Genomic DNA, 13,189 nt, shown 5'->3' on the forward strand with positions numbered 1-13,189 from the left:
AGTAATAAATTTCTTACTGCCAGTTTTTTCTATCTTTAATAGAGCATCCTATAGCACGAGTGTTAGTTTTTGATGGCTTCTCTCCTTTTAACAAAGCATCAACTGCATTTTCTACAAAACGCTCAGAAACTTTAGCTTCATCACGAGAGCTATCGTCAATGGCACCAATGTACTCTACTATTAACTTACCTTTGTTTTTATTTAAAATATATACATGAGGAGTTTTAGTAGCTCCAAATGCTGGATATACTCTTTGAGCCACATCAAATAAATACGGGAATGTAAAACCTTTTTCTTTAGCTCTAACTTTCATTCCTTCAAAACTATCTCCCTTAGAAATTTTTGGATCGTTTGGATTGATAGCAATTACTGGATATCCTTTAGCTTTGTATTTCTTATCTAAAGCAATTATACGATCTTCATTTGCTACAGAATAAGGACACATATTACATGTAAATACTACTATAAATCCTTTAGCATCTTTAAAATCAGATAAAGAAACCATTTTCCCATCTACATTTTTAAGTTTAAAGTCAGAAGCAACATCTCCTACTTTATATCCTTTAGATTCGTTTACTGTAAATGCTGAGATTGCAGCCATTACAACGAATAGTAATACTATTTTAAAAGTTTTCATAATTAATTAGTTTAAAAAGGTTTGTAATTCATTTTTTAGAGTTTCATAATGAAACGGTTGTTCGTAAAACTTTCTTTTCTTAGCATTATAAATTAATGTTGCAGGTATAGAACCTGTCCAATTTTCAGCAATATCTTTAATCCAAAATTGTTCATTACTATCTTCAAAATGAATAATTTTCGATTGTAATTTTTTCTCTTTTATAAATGGTATTAGATTAGTTTCCAACTGCCTTGAAAAATCAAGACTTACTAAAACCACTTCAACATTTTTATCTTTAAATTCTTGATTTAATTTTTCAAATGCGGGTAATTCCTTCACGCAAGGTATACACCAAGTTGCCCAAAAATTAACTACATAAGTTTTTCCATCATTTTTATGCAATAATGGTTTTAACTGCTCATAATTTAATGTAGCAATTTTAATTTTTTCTTGCTGATTTTCAGCTGTTTTTTGCGTTTTTTTACAAGAGAAAAACACAAAAACAAGGAGCAATAAAAATCCTATTTTACGCATATGTTATTTTATTTGTCTCAAAATTAAATGATTAAACTATTCAATTTTGTGAATTAACGAAACATTAACAACAAAAAACCCGAAAGAAAATCTTTCGAGTTTATATATATTTTAAGTTACTATTATCCAAAAATATCATTCAATACTTTAGCTAAACGTAACCCTCCTTTTTGTAATTGCTCTCTAACTATTGGAAAGTAATCATAAGAATAACGGTAACGTAATTTATCACCAGACTTTGCAGAACCATAAACTTTTTTAGTAAGCTTATGTGTATCTTTCATCCAATCTAAAACACCACCTTTTTGAATTACTTTAATTTGCTCATTTGACAAACGTTTTGCATTATCAGCCAACTCAACATAACTCATATCCCATTTGTTAATTAAGTTCTCGTCCCATACTCTGTGCAAATTAGAACCTCTACCATGCCATTGTACTTGTATAGTATTTCCTCCTTTGTCTTCTTTTTGCCCAATATGCATTGGTTGGTGTAAATCTCCCATTAAATGTACCAACATTTTTAAGTAAAAACGTTTGTCTTCAACAGAACTATTTTCATCTCTTAAAGTTTTGATACACTCTTTAATACCTGTAATTAAATCTCCTTTTGGGTTTTTCTCTACATCTTCATAATTAGCATCTAATGGCATGTTTACATAATGCCAAGTATAAAACTTACCGTATTTTTTTCTATCAGATTTTATTTCATCTGCATAGGTTGATACAAAAGCTAAACTTTCTCCTTGTAATAGTTTATCAATATTTCTTTTAGCTCTTTTTGTTAAATGATTTTCTGCAATCTTTCCTGTCGCTCTATGACCTGTTGGTCCCCAAACATCTTCATTATTAGCTATAGCTGAAACACTTATAAAAAATGTGCTAAATAGCAGTAATACCTTGACTTTCATAAATAATTTTCTATTGATTTTCCGCTAAAATATAAAAATATTTACTCTAAAATTTGGATTTAACAAAAAAATATCTATATATTTATGATATCAATTTAATATCACTTTTAAATCAAAACAAAATGAAAGAAGAGAAAATTATAAAACCAGCCAATGGATATTTAATGTTTTTTATTGTTCTTGCTCTTTTTATAGGCGGGATCATTTTAACTATCGAAAGCGAAAATCCTGCATACATTTTAATGACAATTATAGGGTTTATTTTAGCCTTAGGATTCATCTTAGTAAATCCGAACTCATCAAAAGTGCTATTATTCTTTGGTAAATACGTTGGTACTGTAAAACAGAATGGATTGTTTTGGGCAAATCCTTTATATAAGAAGAAAACTATTTCTTTAAGAGCTAGCAATTTTGATAGTGAACGTTTAAAGGTTAATGACAAACTAGGAAACCCTGTAATGATATCTACCATTTTAGTTTGGAGAGTAACCGAAACCTACAAAGCAGCTTTTGATGTAGATAATTATGAGAATTTTGTTCGCGTACAAACTGATGCTGCAGTACGTAAACTAGCTAGCATGTATCCATATGATAATTTCGCTGACGAGGGTCATGAAGAAGATATTACGTTACGTTCTAGTGTAAATGAGGTAAGTGAAGCTCTAGAAAAAGAATTAGAAGAACGTTTATCTATTGCTGGGATTGAAGTTTTAGAAGCACGTATAGGTTACTTAGCTTATGCTCAAGAAATTGCTAGCGCCATGTTAAAAAGACAACAAGCTACTGCTATTATTGCTGCTCGTCATAAGATTGTTCAAGGAGCTGTAGATATGGTTGATATGGCTTTAGAAGAATTGAATAAAAAAGAAATCGTTGAATTAGACGAAGAGCGTAAAGCTGCAATGGTAAGCAACTTATTAGTTATTTTATGTGGAGATAAAGAAGCTTCACCAGTATTAAACACCGGAACATTAAGTCATTAAAATATGAAAGAATACAAAGTAACCATACCTAAATTAGGTTTTAAAAATAGAGTTAAGAAATACGAAGACTTGCTAAATCAACATGCTAGAGAAGGATGGATTGTGAAGCACATAGGACAAAATTCACCTATGATTATTTTCGAAAGAGATAAAAATAGATAGGAGTAAAAATGAAGGAATACAAAATTATACACCGAAAATTTAGTTGGAGAAATGGAAGAGAAAAATTTCAAGACGAAATAAATAATCATGCAAAACAAGGATGGCGTGTTGTAAATATTTATTCTATTAGCGATGGTTATGTTGAAGCACTTTTAGAGAAAGATAAAAACAGATAAAAATGAAAATATTTAAAGAAGAGCAACGATTTATTCAGTTATGGCTAATTGTACTTTTAGCTGTAAGTACAATTGTACCTTTAGTTATTATTACACAAGAATATCTAAATAATAAAATGAGCTTATACAATTTTCTAGGCACATTAGCTTTAGTTGTTTTTGCTTCTGGATTTATCTTCTTCTTTAAACTTAAAACAAGAATTGATGAGCAAGGGATACATTATCAATTTTTCCCTTTTCACTTAAAATTCAAACTCATTAAATGGAATGAAATTAACAAAGCGTATGTTAGAAAATACGATGCTATTTCTGAATATGGAGGCTGGGGAATAAAAAATATTTTTTGGAGAAAAAACGGTACTGCTGTTAATGTTTCGGGAAATATAGGGATTCAATTAGAATTAACTAATGGTAAAAAATTACTTATTGGCACTCTTAAAGAAGAAGATGCTAAAAGGGTATTGCATACTTATACAGAAAAAAACTAACAATCATGATACGAGTTCTAGCTTTCATCGTTATTTACACCTTAGGAATTGTTTTTTCCTACTCACAAACAAAATCTGAAGATATTATTGTTAAAAATGATAGCATTATACTTCCAGGAACCTTGACCTATAATGAAAACATCAAGCAACCTTTAATTATTTTTGTTCCAGGGTCTGGAAACCCAGATAGAAATGGAAATCAACCTGTTTATAATATAAAACCTAATTACATTAAACAATTATCAAATGAGTTAACTAAAAATGGTATTGCCTTTTTTAGATATGATAAACGAAATGTTCCTAAAGAAAACATTCAACATATATTAAAAAAATACGTTTTTTCGGATTTAGTTTCTGATGTTTCCACAATTATCAATCACTTTAAAGATGATAATCGTTTTTCTGAAATTATTTTAATAGGACACAGTCAAGGCTCACTTGTTGCCATGTTAGCAGCTGATAAAAATGTTAGTAAATATATTTCTTTAGCTGGCTTAGGTGAAAGCATGGACAAAACTATAATTAGACAAATTACTTCCCAAAGTACCGATTTAGGAAAAATAGCTACACAGCATTTAGATGAGTTAAAAAACACAGGAACAATAAAAAAAGTAAATCCTTTTTTAGTTTCTTTATTTGCAAAACGAAATCATCCCTTTCTATTATCCTACATGAAGTATGACCCTACTGAAGAAATTAAAAAAGTAAGTATTCCAATACTAATAATTAACGGTACCAAAGATTCTCAAGTTTTAGTAAAAGATGCCCAAGCATTACACAAGGCTAATACTAATTCTAAACTAACTATCATTAATGGTATGAATCATGTTTTAAAACACATAGAAAATGATAGCGACAATTTAAAATCATATACATCATCAGATTTTATAATTTCTCCTGAATTAATAAAATCTATAGTTACATTTGCGAAATAATAATTATGGCTAAAAAGAAAGCATTTGCACTCCGTATTAATGAAGACATGCTAAAAGCAATTGAAAAGTGGGCTTCAGACGAATTTCGTTCAACGAACGGACAAATCGAATGGATGCTTATGCAAGCTCTTAAAGAAGCTAAACGAGAGCCAAAAAAGAAAGAAGAGAACTAGATTATTTCTTAATAAAAAGTTAAAAAACTACTCAATAATATTGGGTAGTTTTCTATTTTGTACCTTTTGTGTTTTTAACTAAACCAAGCAATGAAAAAAGCATTTTCTTTTCTATTTTTATTTTTAGTCTCTACCCTATTCTCTCAAGAATTCTCAATGGATTTGGTAAAAAACATGAAACCAAGAAGCATTGGACCTGGTGGTATGAGCGGACGTGTAACTTCTATTGATGTAGTTTTAAGCAACCCAGATATTATGTACGTTGGTACTGCCTCTGGTGGTATTTGGAAATCTACTTCAGGAGGTATTAAATGGCAACCTATTTTCGAAAAAGAGCTAACTGCTTCAATTGGAGCAATAGCAATTCAACAATCAAACCCAAGTGTTATTTGGGCTGGTACTGGAGAGGGAAATCCTCGTAATAGTTTAAATGGTGGTTATGGTATTTACAAATCGTTAGACGCAGGAAAAACTTGGAAAGCTATGGGATTAGAAAAAACACGTCATATACATCGTGTTATTATTGATCCTACTAATCCAAACACTGTTTATGTAGCTGCAATTGGTTCTCCTTGGGGAGAACATAAAGAACGTGGTGTTTATAAAACTACTGATGGTGGAAAAACTTGGGAACAAATTTTATATAACAATACTAAAACTGGAGCTGCCGATTTAGTAATGGATCCATCAAATCCTAATAAATTAATTGCTGCTATGTGGGAACACAAACGCGATCCTTGGTTTTTTAAATCAGGAGGAAAAGGAAGTGGTTTATATATTACACATGATGGTGGAGACAACTGGAAAAAAATAACAGATAAAGAAGGCTTTCCTAAAGGAGATTTAGGAAGAATTGGAGTTGCTATTTCAAGAAGCAATCCAAATACCATTTATGCACTAGTAGAAGCAAAGAAAAATGCTCTATACAAAAGTGAAGACGGTGGTTTTAAATGGAAAAAAATAAACGATAAAAGAGGTATTGGTAACCGTCCTTTTTATTATTCAGAAATTTATGTAGATCCTATAAATGAAAATCAATTATATACTGTTTTTACTTATGTAAATAGCTCTATTGATGGAGGTAAAAACTTTAAACAATTAATGCCTGCTTATGGTGTTTCTAATGGAGTTCACCCAGATCATCATGCTTGGTGGATTCACCCAGAAGATGGCTCTTTCATGATTGATGGAAACGATGGGGGTTTAAACATTACTAGAGATGGAGGTAAAACATGGCGTTTCATTGGAAATCTTCCTGTTGCTCAATTTTATCATATTAATGTAGACAATGAATTTCCTTATAACGTTTATGGAGGAATGCAAGACAATGGTTCTTGGAGAGGTCCTGCCTATGTATGGAAAGCACAAGGAATAAGAAACTCTTATTGGCAAGAAATTAGTTTTGGTGATGGTTTTGATGTAATTCCAGATAAAGATGATTCTCAATACGGTTGGTCTATGAGTCAGCAAGGTTTTGTATCTCGTTATGATTACAAAACTGGAAATAATCACACAGTACGACCAACACATTCTGATCCAAAAGTAAAATTACGTTTTAACTGGAATGCTGCTATTAACTTAGACCCATTTAATAATTCAACATTATACTTTGGAAGTCAATTTGTACATAAATCAACTGATAAAGGTTTATCATGGGAAGTTATTTCTCCAGATTTAACAACTAACGATAAAAGCAAACAAAAACAAAGCGAAAGTGGTGGATTAACACTAGATGCAACTGGAGCTGAAAATCATTGTACTATTTTAGTTATTGAACCATCTCCACTAGAAAAAAACATGTTATGGGTTGGTACTGATGATGGTAATGTTCAAATAACACAAAATGGAGGTCAAACTTGGACTAATGTTACTAAAAACATCAAAGGATTACCTGCTGGTAGCTGGATAGCTCAAATAAAAGCTTCTAACAAAAACAAAGGAGAAGCTTTACTTGTAGCAAATGATTATAGACGTTTTAACTATACACCTTATGTGTATAGAACAAAAGATTATGGAAAAACTTGGGAACGAATTGTAGACAAAGATGATGTGGTTAGTTATACGCTTTCTATTGTTGAAGATCCAATAACTCCAAATCTTTTATTCTTAGGAACTGACGATGGTTTATACATATCTTTAAATGCGGGTAAAAAATGGACTAAGTGGACAAACGGATTTCCTACAGTTTCTGTAAAAGACCTAGTAATACACCCTAGAGAACACGATTTAATCATTGGAACTTTTGGTAGAGCTGCTTGGGTTTTAGATGATATCAGACCTTTAAGAGAAATGGCTATGAATACCAATGTCTTACAAAAAAACATTGTATTATTTGAACCTCCTTTTGCTTACCAAGCTAGTTACCAGCAACCTACGGGAAGTAGATTTGGTGCAGATGCTATTTACAATGGAGAAAACAGATCTCGTGGAGCTTTAATAGCTTATTATGTTAACAAACCAAAGCAACAGAAAAGCGAAAGCAAAAAGGATAAAAAAACAAAAGAGTTAAAAGGCAAAAAACCAACCATTAAATGGGATTCTATTAAGTTTGAAATATTTGATGGTGCACGTCTTATTAGAACTATAAAAAGAAAAGCTCCTAAAGAAAATGGTTTACAAAAAGGAACTTGGTATATGGATGAAAAAGGTGTAGCTAGACCATCTAGACGCATTCGTAAGTCTAAGAGAGAACCTAGTGGTGTTCGTGTAAAACCAGGAACTTATAGAATAAAAACAACTTTTGGCAACCAAACATCAGAGCAAAATATTATCGTTAAAAGCGATCCTAGATACCCTGTACTAAAAGAAAATATTGACGAAAAATATAGATTAAGTAAAAAGCTTGAAGGATACCAAAAATCTATTGCTCAAGCAGTAAAACAACTGGTAGAAAGTAAAAATACAGCAAAGAGTTTTAAAAGTAAATTAACTAAAAAAGACAAAAAGCTGTACAAAAAGGAAATTAAGGCTTCTACAGATATTATAAAAAAGATAGACACGCTTTTAAATGTATATCTAGGAAAAGTAGACAAACGTCAAGGAATTGTTAGAAGTCCTGAGGTAAATGTTAATCAACGAATTGGTACTGCACAGTGGTATGTGGGGAGTAAACCTAAAATTACTAGTACAGAAAGAACTTTAATTAATCAAGCAAAAGAAGCTCTACAGGATGCTTTAAACAGTACTAATAAGTTCTTTAGTAATGATTGGAAAACATATAAAGAAAATACAGAAAAAATTGTAATTTCTCCATTTAAAAAAGTAGAAACTCTCAAGATAGAATAATCTAAAAAAGCTACCTTAAAACGGTAGCTTTTTTTATAGAATCTACACTCTTAATCTGTTAAGAGAATTAAGCTTCCTATTTAGATTATAAAAAATAACCAAGAAAAATTGTAGTTTCGCTAACTGAAAACAAAACAATTAATTAAGTACCATGAAAAAAATCGCTTTTTTATTTATTATTCTATTTACTCTAAAAAATGTTGCTCAATCTAACCCTGAAAAAGAACTAGGTGCTTGGTATATGTACAATGGTTCTCATCAATTATCAGAAAAATTTAGCTTAAAAACAATGGCACATTTTCGTTTTTTCGAAATTGGTGATGATATGCAACAATTTATTGGACGATTAGGTGGAAACTATAAAATAAATAAAAATTTAAGCGCTACAATTGGTTACGCTTTTTTAAATACGGATACAACCTTTAACCTAGATGGAGGAGACTTTAACGAGCACCGTATTTATGAAGATTTTAATGTAAAGCATAAAATATCTAAGTTAGGTTTCGCTCACAGATTTAGAGCTGAACAACGTTTTTTCAATTCACAAACAGGACATTTTATCCGTTATCAATTAGGGTTAAGTTACCCATTATCATCAAAATGGTCTACTTATATCTATGATGAAATCTTTTTTGACTTTGATGGAGAAGCTTACAATCAGAATTGGTTAGGGTTTGGAGTTAAATACAAACTTTCAGATGCTGTAAAACTTCAGGTAGGCTATATGAATATTTCAAATGATGTAAGTCAAAGTTTTGATCGAATTCAACTAGGAGTAGCTATCAATACAAGTCACTTCAAAAAGAAATAAGCTTATTTTCATACTTTAGCAAAAAACTGATTTAAAATGAACACTCCTCTTTTTACAAATGATGCAATTGTATTTGGTATCCTAATGATTTCTTTAGGTTTTGTATTTTATACTGAATCTAAAACATCAGGATTTTGGCCTAAATTTTACAAAATTGTTCCTGGCCTTTTCATGGCTTACTTTATACCTGCTATTTTTACTACTTTAGGTGTTATTTCCCCAGAATGGGAAAGTTCAAATGCTGCCGGAGAAGTTATTAAAGGAAAATCTCAATTATATTATGTTGCAAGTCGTTTTTTACTTCCAGCTGCTTTAGTATTAATGACTTTAAGTATTGATTTAAAAGCTATTTTCAACCTAGGTTCTAAAGCTTTAATTATGTTTTTTACAGGAACTATAGGTATTGTTATTGGAGGACCTTTAGCTATTTTACTAATCTCAATATTTTCTCCAGAAACAGTTGGTGGGGCTGGTTTTGATGCTGTATGGAGAGGTTTATCTACCCTAGCTGGTAGTTGGATTGGTGGTGGAGCCAACCAAACAGCTATGTTAGAAATTTATAAATATAATCCTGCTAAATATGGAGGGATGGTTTTTGTTGATATCGTAGTTGCTAATATTTGGATGGCTATTTTATTAATTGGAATTGGTAAAAAAGATAAAATAGACAAATGGTTAAAAGCTGATACTTCAGCTATTGAGGAACTAAAAGAAAAGGTTTCTACATTTACTCAGGGAGTTAAAAGAAACCCTACTCTTACTGATTTTATGATTATGCTTGCTATTGCTTTTGGCACAGTAGGTTTTGGTCATTTTGCTTCTAAATTTTTAAGTACTCTTTTTAGTGACTTAGTAGCTTCTATTGAATCTCAAACATGGAGAAATGTATTCTCTTTCTTAGGTTCAGGATTCTTTTGGCTAATTAGTATTTCTACTATTGTAGCAATTATCTTATCATTTACCAAAGCTAAAAACTATGAAGGTGCTGGTGCAAGTAAACTAGGAAGTATTTTCATTTATATTTTAGTTGCTACCATTGGTATGAAAATGGATTTAACCATGATTTTTGACAATTTAGGTTTAATTGCAATTGGTTTGGTTTGGATGAGTATTCATGCTGGACTTTTAATATTGGTTGCTAAACTAATTAAAGCTCCTTATTTCTTTTTAGCAGTAGGTAGTCAAGCAAATGTTGGTGGGGCTGCTTCTGCTCCTATTGTTGCATCTGCTTTCCACCCTTCTCTAGCAACAGTTGGTGTATTATTAGCCGTATTTGGTTATGCTATTGGTACAGTTGGCGCTATATTATGTACAATTTTAATGGAATTATCAGCTACATTATAAGAGAATTCTGCATATTTGCAATCTAAAATTTAAACCTATTATAATAGATTATAATCTATTTCAGGTTTTATTCTAATTACATTTAACCTAACAAATAAAACAAAATAAACCAATGAAAAAACTTATCGCTATTTGTGCGTTCTCAATAATGGCTTTTGCTTGTTCTTCAAAAAAAGAAGGTAACATGGTTGTGAAAGGTCAAATTAAAGGGTTGAAAAAGGGTACGTTATATCTTCAAAAAATGAAGGATACTGTACTAGTTGCAGTTGACTCAATGACCTTGTTAGGTGACGATAAATTTATGTTAACCGACAATATTGATTCTCCTGTAATGTATTATTTAACTTTCAATGGTAATGCTAAAGATGAGCACATCATGTTTTTTGGAGAAAAAGGTAATATTACTATTAATGATAATATTGAAGACTTTGGTTTTAAGCCAGAAATAAAAGGTTCAAAGAATCAAGAAGTAATGGATAAATTCCATGAAATAGATAAGAGATTTAAAGAAAAGAATTTAGAGTTTATACAGAAAAATTTCGAAGCTCGTAAATCTGAAGATGAAGATTTAATCAAGCAAGTAGAAGCTGATTATAAAAAAATGATTCGTCGTCGTTTTTTATTTTCAACAAACTTTGCTGTTACCAATGCTGATAGCGAAGCTGCTCCATATATAGCTTTAACTGAATTATACGATGCTAACATTCAATTATTAGATACCATTAATAAAAGCTTAAGTGATAAAGTTAAGAACTCTGATTATGGAAAACGTTTACAAAAATTTGTTAACGATATTAAAGAGAAAGAAGCTAAATAGTTTCAATAAAATATAATTATAAAAAAACTCGATACAAATTGTATCGAGTTTTTTGTTTATCTAAATAACCTTGTATTACTTTTCAGAAGCTATATATTCATCTACCATAGTTTCTAATACATTTAATGGTAATGGTCCATTAGTTAAAACTACATCATGAAACTTTCTAATATCAAACTTATCACCTAAAGCATCTTTTGCTTTTTTACGTAATTCTAATATTTTAAGCATTCCTATTTTATATGCAGTAGCTTGACTTGGCATTACAATATGACGCTCTACCATTTTAATAGCATCTAACTCTGCATTAGGAGTATTATCTGTATAATATTTTATTCCTTCTTCACGAGTCCACTTTTTAGCATGAATTCCTGTATCTACTACTAAACGACATGCTCTCCATAATTCCATTGCTAAACGTCCAAAATCTGAATAAGGGTTTGCATAGAAGCCCATTTCTTTTGGTATAAACTCAGAATACAGTCCCCATCCTTCAACATAAGCTGTATAGCGTCCAAATTTTCTAAACATTGGTACTTCTTTTAACTCCTGTGCAATAGCAATTTGCATATGATGTCCTGGTATCCCTTCATGATAAGCTAAAGCTTCCATTTGATATGATGGCATACTTTCCATATCATACATATTTGCGTAATATGTCCCTGGTCTAGAACCATCTATTGCTGGTTGTTGATAAAATGCTTTTCCTGCCGATTTTTCTCTAAAAGGCTCTACTGCTTTTACTATTAAAGCTGCTTTTGGCTTTGTAATAAACAATTCATCTAAACGAGTTTTCATACTATCAATAATAAAAGTTGCTTCATCCATGTACTCTTTTCTACCCTTTTGAGAATCTTCGTAATAAAACTGTTGATCCTTTTTCATGAATTCGAAAAACTCTTTTAAAGTACCTTTAAAACCTACTTTTTTCATAATAGCACGCATTTCTTCATGGATTCTAGCTACTTCTTTTAATCCTATTTCATGAATTTCTTCAGCAGTTAAATTAGTAGTAGTAGTTCTTTTTAATGCATTATTGAAAAATGCTGATCCTTCTGGTAATTTCCATGCTCCGTCATCTGTACTCGCAACTTTCTCTTGCGCTTCTAATGTAGCTATTAAGTTTTCGTAAGCTGGTAAAACACTTTCCTTTAAAGCAGCTGTTCCTTTCTCAATAAGCTCCTTTTTTTGTTCAGCATCTATATCTAATGCATTAACTTTATTAGTAAAATCATTAAATAACGTACTTGGTTTACCTGAATTATCAAAAGGAGTTCCTTTTATTAGATTTCTAGAATCATCCAGCACTTTTGCAAATACAAACTTCGGAGGCATTATTCCTTTAGCCTCTCTTTCTTTTAAACCTTTTACTAATTCAGCAAATAAAGGTTTTAAATTATGTAATCGAGCTATATAATTCTCTGCATCTTTAACATCAGATACTTGATGCATATTGATTAAAAATGCAGGTATTTCTGCTTGCATACCATGCATTTGGTTTACTGGATACGTATGAAAACGGTATTTAAAATCAGCTATTTGATTTTCTAATTGTTGTTTAAATAAATCATAACTTAATTTAGCTCCTTTATCTAAAGCTTTTACATTAACAGAATCGTTCATCCACTGTAAAGCTTCCTTTGCATGTTCTAATTCTTTTTTTGCAAAATCGTCAGAAATATCATTCCATTTATCGGCATCTTTTTTTATCCCTAAATAAGTTTGGTACATTGGATGCCTATCTAAATTTCCTTTAAATTGTTTATCAAAAAAAGCATTTACTTTTTTAGATTCAGCAGCAATATCCTCTTTACTAAGAACCTCAGCTTTTTTTTCTTTTTTGCAGGACACTAACATTATTCCTACAAATAATGCTAAGACTGAATATGTTTTTATTTTCATGATTGATAGTTTAATATGCGGAAGATACAAAATAACTATCTCATAAAAA

The 13,189-nt window shown here is 30.7% G+C and carries 14 protein-coding genes; 10 read left to right on the forward strand and 4 right to left on the reverse strand.

The features are described from left to right. Nucleotides 1-13: 13 nt before the first annotated feature. From MHN29_RS11485 to MHN29_RS11495, 3 genes are all read right to left on the reverse strand, one after another. Complete coding sequence (locus tag MHN29_RS11485) at nt 14-637, reverse strand: thioredoxin family protein (RefSeq protein WP_235275806.1); 624 nt, start codon at nt 635-637, stop codon at nt 14-16. Nucleotides 638-643: 6 nt separating this feature from the next. Beyond that, nucleotides 644-1,153 carry a TlpA disulfide reductase family protein gene (locus MHN29_RS11490; RefSeq protein WP_235275807.1) on the reverse strand — a complete coding sequence of 170 codons (510 nt, stop codon included), beginning with the start codon at nt 1,151-1,153 and terminating at the stop codon, nt 644-646. Nucleotides 1,154-1,275: 122 nt separating this feature from the next. Then, entirely contained in the window at nt 1,276-2,064 is a 789-nt protein-coding gene (locus MHN29_RS11495; protein WP_235275808.1) for a S1/P1 nuclease, read from the reverse strand. 122 nt (nt 2,065-2,186) lie between these two features. On the opposite strand from MHN29_RS11495, the gene MHN29_RS11500 reads away from it, so the two are divergent. From MHN29_RS11500 to MHN29_RS11545, 10 genes are all read left to right on the forward strand, one after another. Then, complete coding sequence (locus MHN29_RS11500; protein ID WP_235275809.1) at nt 2,187-3,047, forward strand: SPFH domain-containing protein; 861 nt, start codon at nt 2,187-2,189, stop codon at nt 3,045-3,047. 3 nt (nt 3,048-3,050) lie between these two features. Continuing rightward, entirely contained in the window at nt 3,051-3,209 is a 159-nt protein-coding gene (locus MHN29_RS11505; protein ID WP_150900623.1) for a DUF4177 domain-containing protein, read from the forward strand. Nucleotides 3,210-3,217: 8 nt separating this feature from the next. Next, on the forward strand, nt 3,218-3,385 hold the full coding sequence (locus MHN29_RS11510; RefSeq protein ID WP_235275810.1) for a DUF4177 domain-containing protein: 168 nt from the start codon (nt 3,218-3,220) through the stop codon (nt 3,383-3,385). A gap of 2 nt (nt 3,386-3,387) precedes the next feature. Beyond that, nucleotides 3,388-3,873: a hypothetical protein gene (locus tag MHN29_RS11515; RefSeq protein WP_235275811.1), complete on the forward strand. Its 486-nt coding sequence runs from the start codon at nt 3,388-3,390 to the stop codon at nt 3,871-3,873. A 5-nt stretch (nt 3,874-3,878) separates the two neighbouring features. After that, complete coding sequence (locus MHN29_RS11520) at nt 3,879-4,808, forward strand: S9 family peptidase (RefSeq protein ID WP_235275812.1); 930 nt, start codon at nt 3,879-3,881, stop codon at nt 4,806-4,808. Nucleotides 4,809-4,813: 5 nt separating this feature from the next. After that, a complete protein-coding gene (locus MHN29_RS11525) occupies nt 4,814-4,981 on the forward strand; it encodes an Arc family DNA-binding protein (protein WP_235275813.1) in 168 nt (55 codons plus the stop codon). A 90-nt stretch (nt 4,982-5,071) separates the two neighbouring features. Next, nucleotides 5,072-8,266: a hypothetical protein gene (locus MHN29_RS11530; RefSeq protein ID WP_235275814.1), complete on the forward strand. Its 3,195-nt coding sequence runs from the start codon at nt 5,072-5,074 to the stop codon at nt 8,264-8,266. Between the two features lie 151 nt (nt 8,267-8,417). After that, nucleotides 8,418-9,077, forward strand: a complete 660-nt coding sequence (locus MHN29_RS11535) for a DUF2490 domain-containing protein (protein WP_235275815.1) — start codon at nt 8,418-8,420, stop codon at nt 9,075-9,077. 36 nt (nt 9,078-9,113) lie between these two features. Next, nucleotides 9,114-10,421 (forward strand): DUF819 domain-containing protein, encoded by a 1,308-nt coding sequence (locus MHN29_RS11540; protein WP_235275816.1) that lies wholly within the window; start codon nt 9,114-9,116, stop codon nt 10,419-10,421. Nucleotides 10,422-10,533: 112 nt separating this feature from the next. Continuing rightward, a complete protein-coding gene (locus MHN29_RS11545) occupies nt 10,534-11,238 on the forward strand; it encodes a DUF4369 domain-containing protein (RefSeq protein ID WP_235275817.1) in 705 nt (234 codons plus the stop codon). 75 nt (nt 11,239-11,313) lie between these two features. On the opposite strand, the gene MHN29_RS11550 is transcribed toward MHN29_RS11545, so the two are convergent. Beyond that, a complete protein-coding gene (locus tag MHN29_RS11550; RefSeq protein WP_235275818.1) occupies nt 11,314-13,140 on the reverse strand; it encodes a DUF885 family protein in 1,827 nt (608 codons plus the stop codon). Between the last annotated feature and the right edge of the window lie 49 nt (nt 13,141-13,189).

This window comes from Tenacibaculum sp. Cn5-46, from assembly GCF_022347705.1.
GTDB lineage: Bacteria > Bacteroidota > Bacteroidia > Flavobacteriales > Flavobacteriaceae > Polaribacter > Polaribacter aiptasiae.

What these genes read in the sequence shown, in the direction of transcription:
- MHN29_RS11545 (WP_235275817.1), top strand. Translation starts at nt 10,534, where the DNA reads ATGAAAAAACTTATCGCTATTTGTGCGTTCTCAATAATGGCTTTTGCT.
- MHN29_RS11515 (WP_235275811.1), top strand. Translation starts at nt 3,388, where the DNA reads ATGAAAATATTTAAAGAAGAGCAACGATTTATTCAGTTATGGCTAATT.
- MHN29_RS11530 (WP_235275814.1), top strand. Translation starts at nt 5,072, where the DNA reads ATGAAAAAAGCATTTTCTTTTCTATTTTTATTTTTAGTCTCTACCCTA.
- MHN29_RS11505 (WP_150900623.1), top strand. Translation starts at nt 3,051, where the DNA reads ATGAAAGAATACAAAGTAACCATACCTAAATTAGGTTTTAAAAATAGA.
- MHN29_RS11490 (WP_235275807.1), bottom strand. Translation starts at nt 1,153, where the DNA reads ATGCGTAAAATAGGATTTTTATTGCTCCTTGTTTTTGTGTTTTTCTCT.
- MHN29_RS11485 (WP_235275806.1), bottom strand. Translation starts at nt 637, where the DNA reads ATGAAAACTTTTAAAATAGTATTACTATTCGTTGTAATGGCTGCAATC.
- MHN29_RS11500 (WP_235275809.1), top strand. Translation starts at nt 2,187, where the DNA reads ATGAAAGAAGAGAAAATTATAAAACCAGCCAATGGATATTTAATGTTT.
- MHN29_RS11495 (WP_235275808.1), bottom strand. Translation starts at nt 2,064, where the DNA reads ATGAAAGTCAAGGTATTACTGCTATTTAGCACATTTTTTATAAGTGTT.
- MHN29_RS11525 (WP_235275813.1), top strand. Translation starts at nt 4,814, where the DNA reads ATGGCTAAAAAGAAAGCATTTGCACTCCGTATTAATGAAGACATGCTA.
- MHN29_RS11510 (WP_235275810.1), top strand. Translation starts at nt 3,218, where the DNA reads ATGAAGGAATACAAAATTATACACCGAAAATTTAGTTGGAGAAATGGA.
- MHN29_RS11550 (WP_235275818.1), bottom strand. Translation starts at nt 13,140, where the DNA reads ATGAAAATAAAAACATATTCAGTCTTAGCATTATTTGTAGGAATAATG.
- MHN29_RS11535 (WP_235275815.1), top strand. Translation starts at nt 8,418, where the DNA reads ATGAAAAAAATCGCTTTTTTATTTATTATTCTATTTACTCTAAAAAAT.
- MHN29_RS11540 (WP_235275816.1), top strand. Translation starts at nt 9,114, where the DNA reads ATGAACACTCCTCTTTTTACAAATGATGCAATTGTATTTGGTATCCTA.
- MHN29_RS11520 (WP_235275812.1), top strand. Translation starts at nt 3,879, where the DNA reads ATGATACGAGTTCTAGCTTTCATCGTTATTTACACCTTAGGAATTGTT.